General features: G+C 35.2%; 22 protein-coding genes. 7 read left to right on the forward strand and 15 right to left on the reverse strand.

The window, feature by feature from the left end; genetic code table 11:
- Window positions 1–66: 66 nt before the first annotated feature.
- The 3 genes from ACUXEY_RS15030 to ACUXEY_RS15040 form a co-directional block, all read right to left on the reverse strand.
- Complete coding sequence (locus tag ACUXEY_RS15030) at window positions 67–1,341, reverse strand: acetylornithine deacetylase (RefSeq protein ID WP_461301000.1); 1,275 nt, start codon at window positions 1,339–1,341, stop codon at window positions 67–69.
- 95 nt (window positions 1,342–1,436) lie between these two features.
- Entirely contained in the window at window positions 1,437–2,858 is a 1,422-nt protein-coding gene (locus ACUXEY_RS15035; RefSeq protein WP_429602216.1) for an amino acid permease, read from the reverse strand.
- An 81-nt stretch (window positions 2,859–2,939) separates the two neighbouring features.
- Complete coding sequence (locus tag ACUXEY_RS15040; RefSeq protein ID WP_000859483.1) at window positions 2,940–3,194, reverse strand: biotin/lipoyl-containing protein; 255 nt, start codon at window positions 3,192–3,194, stop codon at window positions 2,940–2,942.
- 274 nt (window positions 3,195–3,468) lie between these two features.
- Here ACUXEY_RS15040 and ACUXEY_RS15045 point away from each other — a divergent pair, with 274 nt between their 5' ends.
- On the forward strand, window positions 3,469–4,872 hold the full coding sequence (locus ACUXEY_RS15045; protein WP_461301001.1) for a sigma-54 interaction domain-containing protein: 1,404 nt from the start codon (window positions 3,469–3,471) through the stop codon (window positions 4,870–4,872).
- A gap of 149 nt (window positions 4,873–5,021) precedes the next feature.
- Entirely contained in the window at window positions 5,022–5,219 is a 198-nt protein-coding gene (locus ACUXEY_RS15050; RefSeq protein WP_461301002.1) for a hypothetical protein, read from the forward strand.
- 52 nt (window positions 5,220–5,271) lie between these two features.
- Here ACUXEY_RS15050 and truA read toward each other — a convergent pair whose 3' ends face one another.
- The 6 genes from truA to ACUXEY_RS15080 form a co-directional block, all read right to left on the reverse strand.
- On the reverse strand, window positions 5,272–6,009 hold the full coding sequence (gene truA, locus ACUXEY_RS15055; protein WP_461301003.1) for a tRNA pseudouridine(38-40) synthase TruA: 738 nt from the start codon (window positions 6,007–6,009) through the stop codon (window positions 5,272–5,274).
- A gap of 56 nt (window positions 6,010–6,065) precedes the next feature.
- Window positions 6,066–7,445, reverse strand: a complete 1,380-nt coding sequence (gene rlmD / locus ACUXEY_RS15060; RefSeq protein WP_461301004.1) for a 23S rRNA (uracil(1939)-C(5))-methyltransferase RlmD — start codon at window positions 7,443–7,445, stop codon at window positions 6,066–6,068.
- Window positions 7,446–7,455: 10 nt separating this feature from the next.
- Window positions 7,456–8,319 (reverse strand): DNA-3-methyladenine glycosylase family protein, encoded by an 864-nt coding sequence (locus ACUXEY_RS15065; RefSeq protein ID WP_461301005.1) that lies wholly within the window; start codon window positions 8,317–8,319, stop codon window positions 7,456–7,458.
- Window positions 8,320–8,378: 59 nt separating this feature from the next.
- Window positions 8,379–9,161 (reverse strand): delta-lactam-biosynthetic de-N-acetylase, encoded by a 783-nt coding sequence (pdaA, locus tag ACUXEY_RS15070; protein WP_098320112.1) that lies wholly within the window; start codon window positions 9,159–9,161, stop codon window positions 8,379–8,381.
- Window positions 9,162–9,287: 126 nt separating this feature from the next.
- Window positions 9,288–10,808, reverse strand: a complete 1,521-nt coding sequence (gene fumA, locus ACUXEY_RS15075) for a class I fumarate hydratase (RefSeq protein WP_000413517.1) — start codon at window positions 10,806–10,808, stop codon at window positions 9,288–9,290.
- 206 nt (window positions 10,809–11,014) lie between these two features.
- Window positions 11,015–11,197 (reverse strand): SE1561 family protein, encoded by a 183-nt coding sequence (locus tag ACUXEY_RS15080; RefSeq protein WP_000513558.1) that lies wholly within the window; start codon window positions 11,195–11,197, stop codon window positions 11,015–11,017.
- Between the two features lie 212 nt (window positions 11,198–11,409).
- Between ACUXEY_RS15080 and yfkAB the strand changes: the two genes are divergently transcribed.
- Complete coding sequence (gene yfkAB, locus ACUXEY_RS15085) at window positions 11,410–12,537, forward strand: radical SAM/CxCxxxxC motif protein YfkAB (protein ID WP_000156008.1); 1,128 nt, start codon at window positions 11,410–11,412, stop codon at window positions 12,535–12,537.
- A gap of 35 nt (window positions 12,538–12,572) precedes the next feature.
- Here yfkAB and ACUXEY_RS15090 read toward each other — a convergent pair whose 3' ends face one another.
- Window positions 12,573–13,370 (reverse strand): YfkD famly protein, encoded by a 798-nt coding sequence (locus ACUXEY_RS15090; protein ID WP_001992424.1) that lies wholly within the window; start codon window positions 13,368–13,370, stop codon window positions 12,573–12,575.
- An 81-nt stretch (window positions 13,371–13,451) separates the two neighbouring features.
- On the reverse strand, window positions 13,452–14,507 hold the full coding sequence (gene cax / locus ACUXEY_RS15095) for a calcium/proton exchanger (protein WP_000482144.1): 1,056 nt from the start codon (window positions 14,505–14,507) through the stop codon (window positions 13,452–13,454).
- 179 nt (window positions 14,508–14,686) lie between these two features.
- Between cax and ACUXEY_RS15100 the strand changes: the two genes are divergently transcribed.
- The 3 genes from ACUXEY_RS15100 (at window position 14,687) to ACUXEY_RS15110 (ending at window position 15,988) form a co-directional block, all read left to right on the forward strand.
- Window positions 14,687–15,103, forward strand: coding sequence for a pyridoxamine 5'-phosphate oxidase family protein (locus ACUXEY_RS15100; protein WP_461301006.1), 417 nt, complete (start codon window positions 14,687–14,689; stop codon window positions 15,101–15,103).
- A 154-nt stretch (window positions 15,104–15,257) separates the two neighbouring features.
- Complete coding sequence (locus ACUXEY_RS15105; RefSeq protein ID WP_000817786.1) at window positions 15,258–15,404, forward strand: BH0509 family protein; 147 nt, start codon at window positions 15,258–15,260, stop codon at window positions 15,402–15,404.
- A 155-nt stretch (window positions 15,405–15,559) separates the two neighbouring features.
- Window positions 15,560–15,988, forward strand: coding sequence for an EamA family transporter (locus tag ACUXEY_RS15110; protein ID WP_461301007.1), 429 nt, complete (start codon window positions 15,560–15,562; stop codon window positions 15,986–15,988).
- Between the two features lie 11 nt (window positions 15,989–15,999).
- On the opposite strand, the gene ACUXEY_RS15115 is transcribed toward ACUXEY_RS15110, so the two are convergent.
- Window positions 16,000–16,593, reverse strand: coding sequence for a DedA family protein (locus tag ACUXEY_RS15115; protein ID WP_429602222.1), 594 nt, complete (start codon window positions 16,591–16,593; stop codon window positions 16,000–16,002).
- 464 nt (window positions 16,594–17,057) lie between these two features.
- Here ACUXEY_RS15115 and ACUXEY_RS15120 point away from each other — a divergent pair, with 464 nt between their 5' ends.
- Window positions 17,058–19,820 (forward strand): tetratricopeptide repeat protein, encoded by a 2,763-nt coding sequence (locus ACUXEY_RS15120; protein WP_461301008.1) that lies wholly within the window; start codon window positions 17,058–17,060, stop codon window positions 19,818–19,820.
- Window positions 19,821–19,862: 42 nt separating this feature from the next.
- Here ACUXEY_RS15120 and lepB read toward each other — a convergent pair whose 3' ends face one another.
- The 3 genes from lepB to ACUXEY_RS15135 form a co-directional block, all read right to left on the reverse strand.
- The gene (gene lepB / locus ACUXEY_RS15125; RefSeq protein WP_461301009.1) at window positions 19,863–20,399 is read right to left on the reverse strand and encodes a signal peptidase I; all 537 of its coding nucleotides are present in this window, start codon (window positions 20,397–20,399) and stop codon (window positions 19,863–19,865) included.
- A gap of 408 nt (window positions 20,400–20,807) precedes the next feature.
- Window positions 20,808–21,488 (reverse strand): lysoplasmalogenase, encoded by a 681-nt coding sequence (locus tag ACUXEY_RS15130; protein ID WP_461301010.1) that lies wholly within the window; start codon window positions 21,486–21,488, stop codon window positions 20,808–20,810.
- A gap of 122 nt (window positions 21,489–21,610) precedes the next feature.
- Entirely contained in the window at window positions 21,611–22,561 is a 951-nt protein-coding gene (locus tag ACUXEY_RS15135) for a DMT family transporter (protein WP_144615577.1), read from the reverse strand.
- Window positions 22,562–22,825 lie beyond the last annotated feature (264 nt).

Consider the following 22,825-nt stretch of genomic DNA (forward strand, 5'->3'; position numbering starts at 1 on the left):
ACCTCTGAAATAGTTCACAAAAAAATCGTACAAGTATACATACCTGTACGATTTCAACATACTAATCTATTTTTTTGTATGACACCATTCGTATATAAATGCCGTTATTACTTTTGTAAATTCGATTAGCTGTTCTACTTCAACTTTCTCATTTATTGAATGAGCTTCTTCTAATGTACCTGGTCCGTAAATAACAGCTGGAATATGAAATTCACTAAACCAACCACCGTCTGTTACCGTTGCAGACATATCTAAAATTGCATTTTTAGATAGAATTGATTCGTGTACTGAGCTAAGCGTTTTTACAGCTGCATGTTCACTATCTACTTCTAAAGAAGGGAAAATTTCGCCACGATCCACAATCATTGATTCTCCGCCCCACTTAAATTGTGGTGGATTTTCACTTAACCATGGATCAGCAGCCGCTACTTTCCCAATATACTCTTCAATTTCTTTTATTATTTGTTCATGTGTTTCATTCGGATAAAAGTGCACCGTTATCCATAATCGGCACTCATCCGCAATAAACGCTGCATGCCGTCCGCCTTCAATAACAGCTGGATTAATCGTTGTTGTTCCAGATGGATAGCCTTCATATGTTTTCATAACTGCCCAATGACGCTCTAACTCTTGTAAACTTTGCACAATTTTCATCATTTTTTCAATCGCACTCGCCCCGAATAAACGTCCTCCAGCATGGATCATTTGTCTGCGTGTTGCATCATGAAACGTCTCGGGGCTTTTCACAGTAATCCATCCAGTAATTACGCCGCCCTGTCCTTGCATATGTAAATCACTCGTATCCACTACGACTGCAAAATCAGCATCATAACCTCGCCTGCAGCATTGAAGTGTACCTGCCTCTCCAACTTCTTCCCCAATTACGGATTGAAAAATTAAATCTCCAGGTAATTCAATGCCAGCTTCTTGTAAAAGCTGAATAGCAAATAGCGCTCCAGCCAGTCCACCTTTCATATCTGCCGCACCACGCCCGACTAACCAACCATCCTTTATAAACGGCTCAAACGGATTCGTTTCCCACGCCTCATCTGCTGAAACTTCAGCTACATCCATATGTCCGTTAATAATAAGACTTTTATGCGTGTCACTTTCTATTCCTTTTTTCACCCCAACAACGTTCGGGTCATTCGGATATACATCCCATTTATCAACACTAAAATTTCGTTTTCTTAGAAAATGGGCAACAAATTGTTGCGCCTCATTTGTATTTCTCGCCGGCGGTGCTGGTGTTTCAAAACGAATTAATGTTTTTGTAAGTTCTAGTAATTCCTCTTTCCTTAAATCTATTTGTTTTAACAGCTGTGAAACCTCTTGATTCATCGCTAATTCCCCTTTGCATACATAGTATGTTTCCAGCTTTATTTTCACAAAAAAAGAGACTGTTTACAATTTTACAGTCTCCAAATTAATCACTATTATAAACTCTCTATTTCTGTTGTCTTTGTCTTTTCAATATGTTCTACCTTACGTGCCTTATTTCTTGTCGCACGGTAAAACAGTAAACAAACAATCATAAATGGAATACCACAATACAATGCCATTCTTTGTTCTGGAATAAAGGCCATACCAACAATTACTGTTACATTTAATACTAACGCAAGCAGTGGTACGAATGGATACAGCGGTGTCTTAAATTTCAAGTCCTTCACATCCCCGCCCTGCTTCACATATGACCTTCTAGCTAATAAGTTAGATAGAGCAATAGATGCCCAAACTAATATCGCCCCGAACCCGGCAATAGAAAGCAGCCATAAATAAACTGTATCTTCCGCATAAATACCTGATAGTAATGAAAGGCACCCTACAATCGTACTTACAATCAATGCATAAATAGGAACACCATTTTTAGATAACTTACCAAAAATCGGACTAATCATTCCTTGATTAGACATAGACCATAGCATACGAGAAGTTGCATATAATCCTGAATTCGCAACGGATAATACTGCTGTAATAATAACGAAATTTATAATATCGGCTGCATAAGGAATACCAATTTTATCAAATACAACTACGAATGGACTTTCTATTACTCCCGCTTGCTGCCAAGGGAATAGTCCCGCAAGAATGAAAATAGATAATACAAAGAACACAAGTATACGCCAAACTGTATTATTAATTGCCTTCGGGATCGTTTTCTCTGGATTTTCACTCTCTCCAGCTGCAATACCAACTAGTTCCGTTCCTTGGAAGGAAAAATTAACTGCAATCATCGTAATTAAAATAGCTGATAGTCCATTTGGAAACAATCCACCATAATCAGTAAAGCTAGAGAACATCGGTGCTGGTTCATTTCCTTTCATATCTAGAAAACCAAACATTGCTGCCCCGCCCAAAATAATAAATGCAATAATTGTAATTACTTTAATACTTGCAAACCAAAATTCAACTTCTGCAAAACTTCTTGAAGATAACGCATTGATAGCAAAGAGAAGCACCGCAAACACTACACACCAAATCCATGACGGTACATCAGGAAACCATCGTTTCATTAAAATACTAACTGCAATTAGTTCAATACCTATCGTAGCAGACCAGTTTAGCCACGACATCCATCCGACTACATAACCCGCTGCAGGGGAAATGTGCTTTGTAGCATACGTTTGATAAGATCCTGCATCAGGCATCGCAACAGCTAACTCTCCGAGACAGAGCATCGTTAAATACATAACAAATCCTCCAACAAGATACGCTACAATTGCTCCTCCAGGCCCAGCTTCATGAATTGTATACCCAGATCCTAAAAAAAGACCGGTACCAATAACTCCTCCAAGTGCAATCATAAATATGTGCCTACTTTTCAATTCTCTTTTTAACCCTTGGTTTTGATCCATCATATAAATCCCCCCATTTCATGTAAGCGTTTTTAAAAATGTTCATAATAAGAATAATTATTAAAAAGAGCAAAATACATAGTATTAATCACTACCTGTTATTAAAAGATCATCCCTCACTGTTATTAATAGCTTTTTATCAGCGATAGCTTGTCCTTCTACTACTTCTAATGATTCGATATACCCACTGATTCCTACCTTAATTTCTACTTTCTGTTTATCTATTGTTTCAATTAACGCTAATTTCTCCCACTCGTATACGTAAGAACTTTCCGCAACAAATAACTTCTCTACTTTCCCGTAACAAGGACTATACACGCCTTCTATGACCGTCTTCACTTTATAAACTCCTCCTTCTTATTAATTGGTACTGAAACGTTGCATATCCCTCCTTTAGAGATTTCAACTCTTATTTATGCAAAATGCGTACCAATCTTCAATTCCTACTTAAAATGAAGGTTCCTAACAAAAAAATCTTCATAACCGCAAAATTTTTCTATCATGTAAGAAGTTTTAAAAGAAAAATAGCAAAAAAATTTTGCGGTTTTATAAGAATTTTAATAAAATTATAAAAAGTCAGTCTTCATAGGGTGAAATGAGGAGAAGATAATCTATGCGTACAGAAGAAATTAATTTAAAACAGATCGTTGAAATGAATATGCTATATGAAACTTTACTCAATGAGCTCGATATCGGGATTCATATTATTAATGAGGAAAGTAAAACGATTATCTACAACCGCAAAATGATGGAAATTGAATCAATGGAACGCTCAGATGTATTATATAAAAGTCCTTTAGAAGTATTTGCATTTGAAGAAAATAAAAATAGTACTCTTATAGAGGCATTAAAATTAGGAAAAACAAACAAAAATATAAAACAAACGTATTTTAACAATAAAGGGCAAGAAATTACAACGATTAATAATACTTTTCCTATAATAAAAAACGGAAAAATTAAAGGTGCGATTGAAATTTCAACAGAGATTAACCATTCCAAACAAACAATGAAAACAAGCCTTTCTCGAAAACAAAATAATAAGTTTACCTTTGATCACATAATCGGTGATTCTAGTGCTATTCAATCTGTCATTACAGAAGCTAAAAGAGTCATTCGTACATCCTCCTCCATACTTCTCGTAGGGGAAACAGGGACCGGTAAAGAACTATTTGCACAAAGTATCCATAACGAAAGTCAGCGTTCAGGCAAACCATTTATTTCACAAAACTGTGCCGCTATACCTGATACACTCATAGAAAGCTTATTATTTGGTACGAACCGAGGTGCATTTACAGGAGCTATCGATAAAGCTGGTTTATTTGAAGAAGCGAACGGAGGAACTTTGTTATTAGATGAGATCAACTCATTAAGTACAGCACTTCAAGCGAAGTTACTGCGAGCTATACAAGAAAAAACAATACGAAGAATCGGAGGCACACAAGAAAAAGAAATTGATGTTCGTATTATAGCAACTATTAATGAAGACCCTCTTGAAGCTATTACACACAATCGATTACGAGAAGACTTATATTATCGATTAAGCGTCGTTACTTTATGTCTTCCGCCTTTACGTGAACGAAAAGAGGATATTCCGGCTCTTGTTCAGCACTTTATCGAAAAATACAACATTCAATTTGGACTTAGTGTAACAGATGTAGATGTGCATGTAAGAGAATTTTTGTATGTATATGATTGGCCTGGAAACGTAAGAGAATTGGAACATATCATTGAAGGTTCAATGAATTTAGTTGAAGATGAAAACATCATTACAGCGTTTCATCTTCCCACTCGCTTTCGCGAACGAATAAAAAAGGAATTCAATATGCAACCTCTCCTAACTAATAACGATACTGATACACCTAAAACGTTAAAGCACACAATAGAAGAAATGGAAAAAAACTACATCACTCAAATTCTGAAAGAGTATCACGGTAATATTTCACAAGCTGCAAAGTTTTTGGGGTTAAGTAGGCAAAACTTACAATATCGAATTAAAAAACTGCATTTACACATATGAAATGAAACTTGAATGAGTCGATTACTAACTCTCACCTATTCGACTTTTATTGCTTATTCATATAGCAGAAATCTGCTTTAAAGTACAAATAAACATTTGGTAAAATATGCTATAATAAACATATAACATACTAGAAAGGAACGATATATATGAGTAATGATAACAAATTAAAGTTATTACAATACTTAGCCTTCTTCCCTACCATTGTATGTATGATGTTACTAGTTGATATAAACGCCTATCCTTATGCAAAACTATTAGCAACAATTAGCGGCTCTTTTGCAGCTATTATGCTTGCTGCTTTTTGGAATTTGAAGATACGTATGAAGAGAGAAAGATCTTCTTAACTCCAAACCATAAAAAAAATCGAGCCTACACAGCTCGATTTTTTTATTACTATTAAAACTCAACATTCTCCAAATACAAACCACTCGCCTCAGCAAGGCAATTAATTTGATTACGTTGTTTCGACTCTAAAATGTGTGGAATTGCTTCTGCATCTAATTGTCCTAATCCAACTTCAATTAATGCTCCAACAATTTTTCGCACCATGTTATGAAGGAATCCGTTACCACTTACTCTAATTTGTACGAATCCTGCATCTTCCATCACTTCAAGTGTATATACTTCTCGAACCATAGACTTTTTCTTTGATTTTGCATTTGAAAAGGCAGTAAAGTCATGTGAACCAACTAAATGTTTCGCAGCTTCTTTCATGCTTTTCACATTTAATTTTTTATTCACATGCATGCTATATTTACGCATAAATGGATTTGTGTGCTCTTCATTCCAAATTTTATACAGATATGTTTTTGCTTTAGAATTGTAACGAGCATGGAAGCGATCATGTACTTCTTCTACATTCGTAATACTAATATCATTTGGTAAATATTGATTTAAATATTTTTTCACTTTATGTTCCACTAACTTCTCATCACTTTGAAAGTTAGCAACTTGATTCAATGCATGTACACCAGCGTCTGTTCTACTACAACCGATAATTTCAATTTCTTTTCCGACCATTTCAGAGATGACACTTTCAATTTTCCCTTGAATCGTATTATCGTTATTACCGAGACGTTGCCATCCTTTAAAACGTGCACCGTCATACTGAATCGTTAATTTATAATTGTACATTTCATTCTCCTTCATAGAAAATATTCCCTCGAACCGCGAGGGAATATGAATATACTTTACTTTCTAACAAGCTTCACTACATTTTCTACATGAGCTGTATGCGGGAACATATCAACTGGTTGTATATATTCCACTTCATAGCTCTTCATTAATGCTTGTACATCACGAGCTAATGAAGAAGGATTACAAGATACGTAAACAACTTGTTTCGGCTTCACTTTTAAAATTGTTTCCAGTAATTTATCATCGCAACCTGTACGTGGTGGATCGACAACAATTACATCTGGACGCCATCCTTCTTTTACCCATTTCGGTAACCATTGTTCAGCTTTACCTGCTTCATATTTCGTATTTGTAAATCCGTGACGCTTCGCATTTTTTCTTGCATCTGCAATCGCTTCTGGAATTACATCCATACCACGTACTTCCGCTGCATCATTTGCAAGCCAAAGTCCGATTGTACCAACGCCACAATACGCATCTACAATTTTCTCATTGCCTGTTAAAGCAGCAGCTTTTTTCGCTTCATTGTATAAAACAACCGTTTGTTCTGGATTCAACTGGAAGAATGCACGTGCTGATAATTCAAATGATAAATCACCAAGCGTTTCTTGAATTACTTCTTTTCCAGCTAATTTAAATGTTTTATCACCGAAAATAACAGATGTTTTACGCCAGTTTACATTTTGCATAATTGATTTAACAGCTGGCATCTGTTTTTGTACTTCTGCGATAAATTGCTCTTTATTTGGCAATTCTTCTTTTGTTGTAATAAGTGTAACTTGTACTTCCCCTGTTTGCACTGCAGTACGTGTCACAATTGTACGTACTAAACCTTTTTGCTTTTTCTCATTATAAATAGAAACATTTAACTTTTCTAATATACGTCTTACAACTTTTGTCGCTTCATTCGTTGCTTTATGTTGAATCATACAATGAGCAATATCAATTAACTGATGTGAGTTTTGTTTATACAGCCCTGTAATAACCTTTTCGTCTTTACGCCCCACTTGTAGTTGACTCTTATTACGATAATGCCATGGATTTTCCATGCCAAGCGTCGGATGAATTTTCTCTTCCAAACCGTTGTTCATATACTTCTGGAATGCTTGTACAACGATATCACGCTTTTGATTTAGTTGTTCTTTATAATCTAAATGTTGCAATTGGCAACCGCCGCACTCTTCATATACCGGACATGGTGCTTTCACACGATGTGGTGAAGCTTTACGAACTTTTTTCACTTTCGCTTCAGCGAAACCACGCTGAATTTTCGTTGTTTCAGCAACAACTTCTTCTCCTGGTAATGCCCCTGGAATGAAAACAACTTGTCTCTTAAAATAACCAACGCCTTCTCCGTTAATCCCAAGACGTTTAATTGTCACAGGAAACGTTTGACCAACTTCCAACTTACTCTCATGTTGCTTTTGTATCATTATTACACCTCTACTCTATACTTTTCCATAAATATAACGCTGCATAACTGCAGTATGGTTCACACTCTTGTTTCACTTTTTCTAAAAATGCATCATCAGGTTTATCATCTAATTGAAATACACCTTGTACTGCACGCTGAATCCCAATGTCCGCTTTCGGAAACATATTTTTCCGTCCAAGCCCAAACATTAAAAAATTTTGCACTGTCCATGTACCAATCCCCCTAATTGGTAACAGTTGTGCTGAAACCTCTTCTTCCGCCCTGGTTTCTATACTCGCTAAATTTAATGTACCGCTGACAATACTTCTACCTAATCCTACTATATATTCAGCTTTTCGCTGACTAAACTTCTGCTCTCTCAATTCCTCTATTGAAATGTTTGCTACTCTTTCTGGAGTTGGGAAAAAGAATACGCCGTTCTTTTCTGTTCCATATCGTTTCACAAACTGTTCTGTTAACACAGTAGCAAATTTCAAATTTATTTGTTGATGAATGATACAGCGAAGAAGGCAAGCAAAATAATCAAATTCTAAAATAATTGGAGTATAAGCATATGTTTCAAATAGTGGACGTAATGATGTGTTTAAAAAATGATTTTGTATATCTTGAAACGGTTCATTCCAATGAAAAATGGCCCTCATTCGTTTCATGACTTTCTCTGGATCTCCTGTCTGACTAGAAATCCAAAACCGTGGATTTTGAACAGTACCAATCCCTTGCAGGCGAACAACAATCTGTTCCTCGTCTATACAAATCGGGACATAAATAACTTTCTCATCTAATTGAATGACGTTAAGAGGATCAAAAGATAAACGTTTTAATACTTCTTCAAAATGATACGGATACTCTAACGTAACATGTTCGCTCCACATACGTTTCCCCATCCTTTTTACACATCATTATAGCATGAGAAAACCGCAAGCATACATGCTTACGGTTGATTGCTTTTTACTAAGTCATCTAGACTTTTAAAATGATACCCTTTCTCGCGCAAATCATCAATGATTTTCGCAAGTGCTTCTGCATTATCTTTTGATATTGCATGAAGTAATAAAATAGATCCTGGATGAATCATCGTCATAACATTATTATGGGCATATTGCCACCCTCTTTGCTCATCCACTTTCCAATCCAAAAATGCAAGTGACCAAAATACATTATAGTAGCCCATTTCTTTCGTAAGAGCTAACGTTCTTTCACTAAATACGCCGCGCGGAGGACGTACATATTTCACTTCTTTTTGCCCGGTTACTTTCTTAATTTCTTCCGTTACACTCGTTAATTCTTGACGAAGTTTCTCATCATTTACCGCTGTGAAATCAGGATGGCTCCACGAATGGTTTCCAATAATGTGTCCTTCATCTTTCATTCTTAACAATAAATCTTTTTGTGTTTTAATGTAATGCCCCGTTACAAAGAAAGTTGCTGGTACTTTTTTCTCTTTTAATACGTCTAAGATTTTTCCTGTGTATCCATTCTCATAACCATTATCAAATGTTAAATAAATATCCTTTTTCTTCGTATCCCCTAAATAAAAACCACCATTTTTCTGTAGCAAATCTGTATATAACTTTCCTGCATCTGGTACTGTTTCATTTTTAGGGCGCGGGATTCCCCAGTTATGTGGAGTATTTGTATAAGCTAGTGCCGAAACTGGAACAAGTGCCATCATAATTGAAAAAATGAGACCGATATATAACCATTTATGTTTCATAAATAGTCTCCTTTCCATATATAATCGTACTCGTAGTTTCTGTTGCTACGCATTCTTTCATGCTGAACATGTTTTTCTATATATACCAAAAAAATGCATCTCGAATCGTTCGAGATGCATTTTTGTTTACTTAAATACTGGCTCTTTAAAGCTAGCTAATTTTTCAAGTGATGTTTTATCAACATCTGCATGTAAGCTATTACCGTGAGAATCCATTGTTACAACTGCTTTAAATCCATCGATACGTAAATGCCACATTGCCTCTGGAATACCAAATTGTAAGAAATCAACATCTTTCACTTCTTTAATACATTCAGCATAATATTGCGCTGCACCACCGATTGCGTTTAAATATACACCACCGTGTTCTTCTAAAGCTGCTAATGTTTTCGCACCCATGCCGCCTTTTCCAATGACAGCTCTAATACCGAATTTCTTCATAATATCACCTTGGTACGGTTCTTCACGAATACTTGTCGTTGGACCTGCCGCTTTAATTTGCCAATTGTCATTTTCATCTTTCACAACAACTGGACCACAGTGGTAAATAATTTGTCCATTTAAATCTACTGGACAATCGTTATCCATTAAATGCTTATGAATTGCGTCACGACCTGTATACATCATGCCATTAATTGTTACAACATCACCAACGCGAAGTTCACGAATTTGCTCTTCTGTAATTGGCGCTTGTAATACAATTTCACGTTGCTCTGTTTTTTCTTGTACTTCTTGCTCCAGTGTATCTTCACCTTCTTGATATAACCAATCCATAATTTCACCTGTTTCAGGATGGATTGTTACACCAAGGCGACGGTATGCCCAGCAATTATACGCCACAGATACATAGAAACTAGCTGGCAGACGGTTATACACGCCAATTTTACAGCCAAGTAAAGTTGTTTCTCCGCCAAATCCCATCGTACCAATGCCAAGCTTATTCGCATTTTCTAATACGTACTCTTCAAGTTGTTGTAACTCTGGGATTGGATTGACATCATCTAATGTACGGAATAATTGATTTTTTGCTAATTCGTAACCTGATGTGCGGTCTCCCCCGATACCAACACCAATTACACCTGCACTACATCCTTGACCTTGTGCTTGATATACCGCATGAAGAAGGCATTTACGAATCCCTTCTAAATCACGGCCAGCTCTTCCAAGTCCTTCTAGTTCACACGGTAAGCTATACTGAATATTTTTATTCTCACAGCCACCACCCTTTAGGATTAAACGTGCATCAATATAATCTTTTTCCCATTGTTCAAACTTAATAACCGGTGTACCTGGTCCTAAATTATTTCCACTATTGTCTCCAAAAAGAGAATCAACAGAATTTGGACGAAGTTTACCATCTTTTGTCGCCCGCTCAAGCGCATTATAGATAGCTTCCTTCAACTTTAATTGATTCACACCAACTGGTGTATAAATTTTAAACGTTGGCATCCCTGTATCTTGGCAAATTGGCGAGATGTTATCATCAGCCATTTTAATATTATTTGTAATTGTGCCAAGTGCCATCGCAGAACGAGTCCCTGCATTTTCTCGCTCTTTCGCTTGTTGAATCGCACGACGAACATCTTTCGGTAAGTTCGTTGACGTTTCAACAATTAGTTGATACATGCTTTCTTGAAGCTTTTCCATTGTTACTTCCCCCTCAATTGTGAACGCTACCAAAACGTTATGAGCTGAAATTTCCACTATTATGCTCTGCAGCTTTTTATTTGTTTCACGCTATTCAAGCATACATGAAATTTTTCACAACTTGATTATACCTCTTTTTCTATCGTCCTTCTATTATCCGCACAGAAAAAGGCTACCAAATTAGAATTGGCAGCCTTTTTAATATATTATTCGTCTTTTTTAAATTGCTCACATTTTAATTCTAATTCATCTAGCATTGCAAGAAGACGATCTACATCTTCTAATTCTACTTCTTCAGGTTCAATTGTATCAATTACTTCAATGAACATATTTAAACGTTCTTTTAAATATACTAATTGTGTGTCTTTATCTTGAATTGCTTTTCCCATGAAGGCACTCTCCTTTTAATTCGAGTTGCTTTTATTATACCGCAAAAATGATTGCTATGGGTATGTAAATTCATCAATATTGTCACAGTCATCCATTTAAATGTAAGCCCTCTCTCTTTTTTCAAAAAAAGTTTCACTTTATAAAAAGCGCATATTCTTCTATTATAGAGGATGGACAAATTGTTATTTCAATAGTCAAAGGAGTATTTCATATGACGATATCACAAAAAATGAAGCCGATTACTCCTTCTTACGATCCATGGGAAGCGTATATGGACCTTGAAGAGTACGGCAAACTACTATTAACAAATGTTGAGTTTACAACAACGACGTTATGCAATATGCGCTGTGAGCATTGCGCTGTTGGTTACACGTTACAGCCGAAAGACCCGAATCCGCTTCCGATGGATCTTTTATTAAAACGATTAGATGAGATTCCTCATTTACGTTCTTTAAGTATTACTGGCGGAGAACCTATGCTTTCAAAAAAATCCGTCGACAACTATGTAACACCACTCTTAAAATACGCCCACGAACGAGGTGTTCGCACTCAAATCAACTCAAACTTAACTATAGATTTAGCACGTTACGAACAAATTATTCCCTATTTAGACGTATTGCATATATCTCATAACTGGGGAACAATTGACGACTTCGTTGAAGGCGGATTTGCAATGATGGAGCGTAAACCTACGTATGAACAGCGTGCAAAATTATTTGAACGTATGATCACAAATAGTAAAGCTCTATCAGATGCAGGTGTACTCGTATCAGCCGAAACGATGTTGAATAAACGAACTCTACCACACATTGAGCATATTCATCGTCAAATCGTTGATGAAATGGGATGTAAACGTCATGAGGTTCACCCAATGTATCCAAGTGACTTCGCGAGTAATCTAGAGATTTTAACAAAAGCTGAGATTCGTGATGCAATTGAGCATTTACTAGAAATTCGTGATGAAAATGTATGGATGTTATTTGGAACTTTACCTTTCTATGCTTGTAGCGATGATGAGCGAGACATTGCCACATTTAAAAAATTACAAGAGAGTAAAAATGTAACTGTTCGTAACGATCCAGATGGCCGTTCTCGTTTAAATGTAAATATTTTTGATGGAAATATTATTGTAACGGACTTTGGTGATGTTCCACTTCTAGGTAACATTCAAACAAATACGTTACAAGAAGCGTATGAAAAATGGAGCGCTTCAAAAACAGCAAAATCATTAAGCTGTCATTGTCCTGCAGTAAAATGTCTTGGACCGAATGTTCTTGTAAAAAACAGCTACTATCCAACCGAAGATTTCTTATCAAAAACAGCAAATATTACATTATAAAAAAACGTCAGCTTATAAGCTGACGTTTTTTTATCTTATTGTGAATGAGAAGAAGAAATGAATTTAAAATATAAATGATCATGAATTGGGATAGCGGCTCCAATTCCTTGAGAAGTAATATTTTTTACAACAAGCCTTTTTTGATTTCCTTTTAATACGAGGTATACTTCTCCAAATGTTACTTTTCCTTTTTCATTTACTGCTGGTGTATAAGCATATAAATATCCAAGTTGACTCGGACTAATATTATACACACGCTCATGCCCTGTACCATAACCAATAGTCGTTTTAAATGAAAGTGGCAATTGTACTTTTTCAAGTGCTTTGAGAAGCATCATTTTCTTCACATCTGCAGCATCTTTCATATCTGCTGTTAAATCGCCTTCAACCGTCTTTTGTGTTTCTTGCTTATAGCGTAGTGGATATAGGCGATCTCCTCCGCGATTATCGTACACATTGCGATTTACTTGTTTATATTCCCAATTAACCGATGTATCAATCGATTCATAATGTAAAGCCCATTGCCCTAAATAAATCTTTGCTCGGTACCCTACCGCAAGTGGCGCATTCGAAATTGTTGTTTCATTAAACATTCGAATTAAGTCCGGATTTTCAATTTTAATATTTGCTGTTTTTAATAATTCTTGAGCAAACTTACTCGGCTGTAAACGCGGTAAATCTTGCGCATCATTTGGAAACGTATTGTCTTTAGAAATATTTAAAACAGATGAAGGCATTTTTGTTTCTACCGTTGTCTTTGCAAAGCCACTGTTAGGAAATAATAAAATAAACGAGACCATAGTTGAAAGACATATGCTGTATACTCGTTTCACCTGTCTGGCTCCTTCCTACATAAAGGTATATATACTACTTCGTTTATTGTTTTCTCTGAGCACAATTGTTATGCCTATTTTTCATAATAAATAAAAACCAATTCCCATAATGACATACGCAGCTAATAAAGTACCGCCTTCAAACCAGTTTGTATCTCCATCATTTGAAATCGCAATCGTTAAGAAAACAGCTGTAATCATAGAAACAAGTTCTGGTATTGTAAATACTAAAGGCATTCTTTGCGTGAAAAACATAGAAAGCAGTACTAATACAGGAGCAACAAACATGGCAATTTGTAATGTAGAACCTATCGCAATCTCAACTGCAATATTTACTTTATTTTTATACGCCATAATAATTGCAGATGCATGTTCTGCTGCATTCCCAACAATTGCAACGATAATAACACCTATAAACAATTCTGACCAACCAAATGATTTTGCAACTGTCTCAAATGTATGCACGAGCGCCTCTGACACATACGCTACCGCAATTGTCGCTATTGCTAAAATGAGTAGTGCTTTCCCTTTTGACCACTCTGGTTCTTCCTCATGAGCGACTTCATCACTTTTATGCTGATATACACCGCGGTGTGTAACTAACTTAAATAGCAATGCAGCAAGGTACATAATAATCATAATAATTGAAACACCAATACTTAATTGATACGTCTTTCCAGCATCCATCTTCATTGAAAAAATCTCTGGGATAACAAAAGCTACTACTACAGCAAAGATTAATAAAGCTGAATTATGCCTTGCATCATACACATTAAAACTTTGTCTTTTGTATTTAAGCCCCCCTACAAAGAAGGATAGCCCTCCTACTAATAATAAATTTCCAAGTACAGAACCCGTTAATGAGGCTAACACCACTTCAATTAAGCCTGCCTGAAGTGCAAAAATCGAAATGATTAGTTCAACAGCATTACCGAAAGTGGCATTTAATAATCCGCCTATTCTAGGACCCGATACAATTGCCAAACTTTCTGTTGCTCTCCCCATAAAGCCCGCTAATGCGATAATCGTAATGCAATACACAGCGAACATAATTGTTTGAGGCCAATGAAGCGTTTTTCCAAGTACAGAAAGTGGTACCCCGATCAGCGCTACTATAAGAAATATTTTATTAAACATGCTTTTCACCCTTCCATCGTATGTATTTCTCCTCGATATTATTATTATTCTTCTCCTAACTTGTCCGATTTCATCACAATTACGTTTAAAAAGTCGGATTGAAGAAAACAGTATGAAAGATATTCAAATTATCTCGTTTAAACAGAGAAAACAATAAATTATGGAAAGAGGCTAAAAACATGCATTTAAAAGAAAAAATTGAAACTATTATTTTTGGTCAACGAACTGGTGTATTATCTACTGTACGTGAAAATAAACCTCATAGTGCCTTTATGATGTTTTTCCACGAAGATTTTGTGTTATATGTTGCAACAGATCGGAAATCAAAAAAGATAACAGATATTGAAAACAATCCAAATGTTCATGTATTACTTGGACGTGAAGGAAAAAAATTAGATGAAGATTATATTGAACTGGAAGGCTTAGCTTCAATCGAGGAAGACTCCACATTAAAAAATAAGTTTTGGAATAATAGCTTAAAACGCTGGTTACTTGGTCCTGAAGACCCTAATTACGTATTAATAAAAATCAATCCTGACACAATTTATTACATTGATGGTGCTGGTACGACGGAGCCCGAGTTTTTACGACTATAAAACAAAACAAGCCCCCTTTAGGTGGGCTTGTTTTGTCGAAAACTTCTTCTGAAAAAAACAATAAAATAGGTGGAACTTTCTAAAGATTCTGTTATATAATAGCAGTAACTTAAATAAACTGTATTAAAACAGATTGAGAGGAGAAATAACATTGATGAAAAGAGAAGAACGCAAAAACATGATTGAGTTTATTGAAAAGAAAAAAGGGATTGAGCGTGACGAATTATTGTTTATGACAGATGATGAAGTAGAACATATTTATAATGTAACGTACTTTCTATATGAAGAAATTGCAGAGTAGTATAATAATCCCCACCTTATTAAAACTATAAGGTGGGGATTATTTCGTTATGTATTCCACTATTTGCGGGTAGTAAAATCCCACTGATTAAAATTTCACTTTATACGTGAGAATGGTTTTCATGTATAATAATGTAAGATTGGAGGAATTTTACTATGAGTTCATGGCTCTTATTCGCACTATTATCAGCAATTGCTGCTGCCCTTGTATCTATTTTTGGAAAGATTGGTTTAGATGGAATCGATGCCAATGTCGCGACAACGGTTCGTTCTATTATTATGGCATTATTTATGGTAGGTGTTATTATTATACAAGGTAAATTTCAAAATATTGGCGACGTACTGCTTAATAAAAAAGCACTGCTCTTTATCACATTAAGCGGGGTTGCAGGTGCTTCGTCATGGCTATTTTATTTTCTTGCCCTCAAAACAGGGAAAGTTTCCCAAGTATCTCCTGTCGATAAACTAAGCGTCGTATTTTCTATCATTCTCGCTATGATTATACTCGGCGAAAAGTTAAACTTTATGACTGGTATTGGTGTTGTCTTTATTACAGCTGGTGTACTATTTATTGCTTTCAGCTAAAAAAACCGCGATTAGCGGTTTTTCTTTTTCTTTATGTAAAGCCATACGACACATGTAACAACTACTGAAATGGATATAATCCATATTCCATAATGATGTAAACTATACTCAACGAAACGCCACTTCTCTCCTAACTTCCAGCCGAGCCCAATAAAAACACTTATCCAAATAAGTGCACCACCGTAAGCGTACAAACAAAAACGCCAGAGCGTTAAATTCGACATCCCAGCAAAATATGCTGTTAAATGACGTACTCCTGGGATAAAGTAACCAATCATTAAAAGAAATGGACCATATTTTTCAAATAAAATATGTGTTTTTTCAATGTGATGTTCTTTAATTCTAATTTTCGGCCCATATTTTTTTAAAACAGGAAGTCCAAGTTTTAAACCTAGTATGTAACTTAATGTAATACCTAACATCGCACCAGCCATCCCACTTAAAAACGCAGCAGTTCCTGACATAACGCCTTTTGAAACGTTATAACCAACGAAGGTCAATAAAAACTCGTCTGGTATCGGTAATCCAACAATCCCACCAGCTAAAGCTATAATAATTCCAAAATACCCATAATGTGCGATTAACTCGCCAATATGTTGTTCCATTCGGAAGACACATCCTATGCACGATCGTTATTCCACATTGTGCCCTTTCTATCTTTCAGACAAACATGGTATACATATTCACTATACATTGTTTTTATAATGAACTCTACTTCTATCAATTCCTTTATCAAGAAGAAAAGGAACCATTAGTCAGTGGTGATTTGTTCATCCTCATTACACACCAATTAGGCGCCCGACTCCCGACTACTTCCCTTGTATTCACCGATTTTTGAAGCGCTAGTCCTACTACCCACAAATAGCGGGATTAAAAAATAAAAATTCATATGCTTATTTTTTTGTTACAATAAAGGAAAGTTACTTTTCGCAACGGTTTAACTCTCAGGAAAAATGATATACCTAGCAAAAATATAGTTTGGTCGATATAATGCAACTTCTACCTATTAAAAGAACATGCACCCTTTACATACAACATCATTTTTCTAAATTATACAGGGGGAACGAACATGACCATTGAAAATCAATTTATCCAAAAAGTTTACTATAAAACATTTTTAAAAGAAGAAACTTCTACTCCAATATCAGAAGTACTCGGTGAAGCATATATAAATGAATCTACCAATGAATTCTCCAACATTTCTAATATCCGCTTTGCTCAAGGTGAATTTTATTACCAACATAAAGACTTTGAAGCAGCAATATTTAAATGGGAGAAAGTAAATAACGAACTTGCACTTTGGGCAACCAAAAATATTGCAGATTCTTATTTTGAACTAGGATTCTTGCCAAAGGCAGAAGAAATGTATCAATCTATCCAAACAGAAGATACAACTCTTACAATGGAAGTTTCCTTACAACTTCTTTCTCTTTACATCGAACAAGATCGTTTAGGTCTAGCATTTAAGACGATTAGTGAGGCTGTTGCATTCCAACCTGACTATCCAAATATTACTGCAATTGCTCGCTCATTCTATGAAAAACAAGCAGATTGGAATAACGCCATCGAACTTGCCGTGCAAGAAGGAATTCGAACAAATTCATTGCACTGGTTCGACACTTTAATTACTTATGTGAACCAAGGGTTTACGAAACAAATCAAACCCGAATATTTCTATGAATCTTTAAAAGCTCTATATGCAATTGATCAAGTCCAATTTAAAGAACTTGTTATCGCTCTTTGGAACAGCTATCAAAATGAAAACTTGCATCTACCTTGGATTCAAACAATAAATCATTTATTCTTACATATTGAAACAGACAACAATGACGATTGGCATGAAATTATTGAACGCTATCAAGATACGTACTTTGAATTAATTACTGGTGAACATTTCATGCATGAAATGCAAGGCCTTGTACCTGACCTATTAACAAATTGGTTTAGTTTAACGAAAGCAAAAGATGCCCTATTTGTCTCTGCTGCAGTGTTAGCGTGGAATGAAGTTTCACCTACAACTTTAGAGTCATTACTCGTAAAAAGTGCAGGAGCCCTACTCTCTAATTCAACAGCTGAAACAAATGTAAATATGGAAACCGTTTCTCATTTATTCGAAACAATTGCTGTATGGGCTGAAAAAAATGATGTAGATTTAAGTCATCAATTTACGTTACTCGTTCATGAACTATGTGATTTAAATGTTACACAATTACTAATAGCGGGAACTAGTGATCTTGATAAATCTTCATTCGTCAATTCTATATTAGGAGAGAACATCTTAACTGAGACTGTGACAACTCCTATTCTATTTAAAGATAATAGCCAAACTGAAATAACAGAATTCACTGCGTTAGATGTGCACAATATACCAAACTTTGATGAATTCCATCAAATAATGGCTACACCTCCCGAATCAGAAATTGAGAAAAAATGTATAGAAATTAAATTACCGAGTAGATTTTTAAGAAAAAATAAGTTTGCATTTCTTGTTACGCCATCTGTTCAAGGACAAGTGGATCAAAACAGCTCATACTTTGAATACTTACAAGCAGCAGATAGCCTTATTTACGTATTAAATTCAGCTTCACCATTACACGGTGAAGAGCTTGATACATTACTTTATTTACGTGAACAAGTACCAAACTTACAAATCCATTTCGTATTACACACAAATAGTGCGGACAATAATGAAAAACTAATGAACAAGATTAAAGTCCATTTCCAAAATGCGCAGTTCTTCCCATACTCTCCTTCACAAGAGAGTAGTCAGCAACTTGGAGATGTTACAGAGTCTATTCTTTCTAATCTAGCAGGACGCGACATAGAACAAGAACGTATAGAAAAACTAATATGGTTTACTCAAAAGACAATCGCATACCTTGTAAATGAACGTGTGGAATTAGAAAACACATTAGTGAAATCAGTACGCTGGAATAAACATATCTCAGTAAAACTAAACGGATTTATTAACAATCTTACTGCTCTTGAAAAAGATAAAATTCGTTCTATTACAGAATCTTATCTTTTAACGAAAGAAGAAATCACACGAGACATCCATTCTCAAATTCCTGAATTATTGCAGAGCTGTTCTGACCTTGTTCAAGAAGATAGTGACTTCAAATTAGTTCATGAAGAATTAAATGCTGCGATGAACGAACGAATTCAAAAACATGTACAGCAAGTGCTTCTTCCTAAATTTACTGGGTTTATTCAAGAGTGGATTGAAACAGCCCATAATGAATTTATTCAAGCTCAATCTTATTTAGATGAAATGAGTGAAACGTTTAATAAATTATATAAAGAAGAACGTATGAAACTTCCTTGCGATTTCAAATTACTAGATGATTGGCATCGAGATGTTGTACGCATGACAAATAGAATTACAGTATCGAACATCAATATTTTATTACGCTTTACACCGACACAATTCTTCTTAAAGAGTGCTGGAAAACTATTTGGTAATATGCAAAAAAATCAATCTATGCTCGCAAACAAATACAAACAGTACATTGAAACGGAAGATTATACGGAAATTGCTCAAACAATCTCAAAACAATTCTTCCTTCAATTTGAAGTATTTGAAGGCGCATTAGAACGAGATATCATGATGTTCTTTAAAGATCCACTTAGCATATTGAAACAAAATGTAGAAGCCGCTCAACTTGAGATACAGGAAGACGAGCAAACATTAGCAACGTTAAGAAGCAACCCAGAAACTTATCACGATCCGTTAGCATTCTTTAAACTGCAACTATTGCAGCACAAATTTGTTTTAAGTACGAACAAAAATAATGAAGATGCCTATGAATTTAATGAGTCTCCTACGATTTAACATAAAAAACCAAGCAAACTAAAATTTGCTTGGTTTTTTACATTAATTCATTATTTTCATATGTTCAAATGGATAATAAATTGCCGCTAATTCGCCTAATACATCTGCTTTATCAATAAGTCCTAAACCATTTCTACTATCTCTGCTTATTAAGCGATTATCTCCCATAACAAAAATCTTATTTTTAGGAACTGTAATCGGTCCAAAGTCCTCTGTTAAATTCATAAGTTTTTTTTCAGCTTGTTTTCTATTACTATACAAATATGCTTCCTCTATCACTTCATGATTCACATATAATTGATCATTTCTCACCTCAATGACATCGCCAGGCAAACCAATAACCCTTTTCACATAAAAATTATCCGTCTTCACAACAATAATATCTTCTCTCCCATAACTTTCAAATTGCTTTGCCAACTTATTCACAATCACCTTATCCCCATCTTGTAACGTTGGCTTCATCGACGCTCCTTTTACAGTCGTAGGAAAAAACACGAAAATTTTCGCTAAAAATACCAACAAACATGCAATTGCAATTGTTCCAAAAAATTCACGCAAATGTTTTTTCTTTTGCATCATTCCACCATCTCATCATCTTTTTACTTTTATTATAAAGACTCCAACTGTATAATTTCCACAAAATTTTGAATTATAAAATCACAATATTACAAACTTAAAAATAACTCTCCTCATAAAGTGAAACTTTAATCAGTGGGGGTTTTCTTCATCCCCCACTGATTATTAGTTGAACCAATCGGACTTTTATGGGCAGCCCGACCCCCATCTAAATTCTTTGCCTTCGCTGAATTTTGAGGTGGGGGTCTTACTGCCCATTAAAGCGGGATAAATTTCTTATTTTAAATACTATAATCTATATTTATTTTACTATTTGTGGGCAGTAAACATACCTTCTCAAAATTCGGCTGAAGGAAAATAGTAAAAAAGATACTCTTCAAATAGTCTATCCACTATTCAAAGAGTATCTTTTTATATTCCCACATATACAATACACATTTGAGCCGCTACATATGTAAACCAAATCCAAAGTGGCTCATACTTTAATTTGTGCCCTCCAATATCTGTCACGCCTATAATAAAATCAGAAATGACAAATAGTAAGCCACCAAAAGCTGGTATCCACCATATTCCTGTATTCTCATAGTATAAGGCGAACGCAAAGCAAGCCATTCCTCCAACCCACAGTCCGTAAATTAAAGCTCCTATCGTAAACAATTTATCTTGTTTCTCATTTCGGATAAAGAAGAACCAACCTATAATGAGAAAGAGTCCGTACACGAGTAAACCAATCCAAAAACCATTCCATGAAATGCCTGTTTGCAAAAATGCTTTTACATAAAAACAATGCGCAAGCGCAAAAGTAATCATCCCTCCAATTAACCTGTGACCAATTGGAATCAAACCCGCCATAAATAAATCTCCTACAGTTGATAACGTCATACCTAGTGCAACCCACGTACTATACTCCACTGATGGATCTTGTAACCATATCCAAATTGCACTTGCTGTTAACGAAAAACTAAGAATAAGACGCACCGCTAACGGTAACGGCATATCCTTTCTTGTCTTTTTTGTCTGTCCTATTGCGTACATTGCACCAATTAAAAAAAGAATGATTTGTCCGATTAACACCATGTAAAGTAGATTCATAACATGTTCTCCTCAATAAATGCTTTTTGTATCCTTTTTCGTTACACCTAGTCTATTATCCTTTTTCTACATAAAAAAAGAAGAACAGTACTGTTCTTCCATTGTAATCGTTTTCTCGTTGTCTATGCTACTTGTTTTTCTTGCTCTATTTTTTGCTTAGCTGGTGTCCGATTCACCACGATAATTCCCGCAGCTACACATGCTAAACCGAATAGTACGAATGAATGAATTGCTTCTCCTAAAATCATGCTCGATAATAACACACCAAATACAGGTATAAAGAACATATACATTGATACTTTTCCAACTTTGTTGTACTTCATAATTGTATTCCAAATGCAAAATCCTGCTGCGGATAAGAAAGATAAGTACATAAGCATAAATATTGCATGTACACTAAATGTAAATGGCATAACTCCAACTTGCAAAGTCCCTATACATAATAACCCGATAGAACCAAAAATCATTTGGTATGCTGTCATATAGCCAACATCTAATGTTTTACTACCTTCTTTCGCCAATATGTTTCCATATGAATACAACATTGCTGCACTAAGAAGTAATAAACTACCGATCCCGAAATGGAATGACAAACTACCATCACTCGGTACATTTACTAAAATGACACCACAAAAACCGATAGAGACCCCAATCATTTTTCTCATGTTGAGAGCATCATCTTTATATAAAAAGTGTGCGAGTAAAATTTGAAAGAATGATGATGTTCCTGAAATGATAGCTCCTTCAATACCAGAACTATAACTCATTCCAATATAAAAACATATATATTGAAGAAATGTTTGAAATAAACCAATTTGTACTAACTGCTTCCCCGTTCCTTTTTTGAAGCTCATATCTTTTCCTAACACTTTAAAGAATAATAAGAGCATGACTCCAGATAAAAAGAAACGATAACCAGCAAATAATATTTGCTCTCCAACTTCTTGTGGCTGAATTCCAAGTTCAGCATAACTTAATTTAATAAATGGGAATGCACTCCCCCATAAAAAAGTCGCTACTATTGCAGCAATTAGTACGCCAATCGGATGGGTAAAAAATTTCTCTGTCTTCACTTGTTGTCTTCCTTTCCGATCTTTTTATGAACAATATTCATATATACCAAAGGAATTGTGAAAACACAAGTTTTCAGTTTATACGCAAACAAAAACATATCATCTAACGAAAACATATGCTATACTATAGAATAATTACAACATAATAACTGTTAAAAACAGATTCAACAGAAATGCTGCTATCCATTATGGATGGCAGCTTTCGTCGTTTTATAGGGGTTTCGATTTTGATTATTTTTCTCAATAAGAATTTGGAAGGAGCGA

Source organism: Bacillus sp. F9_6S_D1_P_5 (assembly GCF_054823925.1).

What these genes read in the sequence shown, in the direction of transcription:
- ACUXEY_RS15110 (WP_461301007.1), top strand. Translation starts at nt 15,560, where the DNA reads ATGAGTTCATGGCTCTTATTCGCACTATTATCAGCAATTGCTGCTGCC.
- ACUXEY_RS15100 (WP_461301006.1), top strand. Translation starts at nt 14,687, where the DNA reads ATGCATTTAAAAGAAAAAATTGAAACTATTATTTTTGGTCAACGAACT.
- ACUXEY_RS15120 (WP_461301008.1), top strand. Translation starts at nt 17,058, where the DNA reads ATGACCATTGAAAATCAATTTATCCAAAAAGTTTACTATAAAACATTT.
- cax (WP_000482144.1), bottom strand. Translation starts at nt 14,507, where the DNA reads ATGTTTAATAAAATATTTCTTATAGTAGCGCTGATCGGGGTACCACTT.
- ACUXEY_RS15115 (WP_429602222.1), bottom strand. Translation starts at nt 16,593, where the DNA reads ATGGAACAACATATTGGCGAGTTAATCGCACATTATGGGTATTTTGGA.
- yfkAB (WP_000156008.1), top strand. Translation starts at nt 11,410, where the DNA reads ATGACGATATCACAAAAAATGAAGCCGATTACTCCTTCTTACGATCCA.
- pdaA (WP_098320112.1), bottom strand. Translation starts at nt 9,161, where the DNA reads ATGAAACATAAATGGTTATATATCGGTCTCATTTTTTCAATTATGATG.
- ACUXEY_RS15035 (WP_429602216.1), bottom strand. Translation starts at nt 2,858, where the DNA reads ATGATGGATCAAAACCAAGGGTTAAAAAGAGAATTGAAAAGTAGGCAC.
- ACUXEY_RS15030 (WP_461301000.1), bottom strand. Translation starts at nt 1,341, where the DNA reads ATGAATCAAGAGGTTTCACAGCTGTTAAAACAAATAGATTTAAGGAAA.
- ACUXEY_RS15080 (WP_000513558.1), bottom strand. Translation starts at nt 11,197, where the DNA reads ATGGGAAAAGCAATTCAAGATAAAGACACACAATTAGTATATTTAAAA.
- ACUXEY_RS15050 (WP_461301002.1), top strand. Translation starts at nt 5,022, where the DNA reads ATGAGTAATGATAACAAATTAAAGTTATTACAATACTTAGCCTTCTTC.
- ACUXEY_RS15105 (WP_000817786.1), top strand. Translation starts at nt 15,258, where the DNA reads ATGAAAAGAGAAGAACGCAAAAACATGATTGAGTTTATTGAAAAGAAA.
- truA (WP_461301003.1), bottom strand. Translation starts at nt 6,009, where the DNA reads ATGTACAATTATAAATTAACGATTCAGTATGACGGTGCACGTTTTAAA.
- ACUXEY_RS15065 (WP_461301005.1), bottom strand. Translation starts at nt 8,319, where the DNA reads ATGTGGAGCGAACATGTTACGTTAGAGTATCCGTATCATTTTGAAGAA.
- ACUXEY_RS15045 (WP_461301001.1), top strand. Translation starts at nt 3,469, where the DNA reads ATGCGTACAGAAGAAATTAATTTAAAACAGATCGTTGAAATGAATATG.
- fumA (WP_000413517.1), bottom strand. Translation starts at nt 10,808, where the DNA reads ATGGAAAAGCTTCAAGAAAGCATGTATCAACTAATTGTTGAAACGTCA.
- rlmD (WP_461301004.1), bottom strand. Translation starts at nt 7,445, where the DNA reads ATGATACAAAAGCAACATGAGAGTAAGTTGGAAGTTGGTCAAACGTTT.
- ACUXEY_RS15130 (WP_461301010.1), bottom strand. Translation starts at nt 21,488, where the DNA reads ATGAATCTACTTTACATGGTGTTAATCGGACAAATCATTCTTTTTTTA.
- lepB (WP_461301009.1), bottom strand. Translation starts at nt 20,399, where the DNA reads ATGATGCAAAAGAAAAAACATTTGCGTGAATTTTTTGGAACAATTGCA.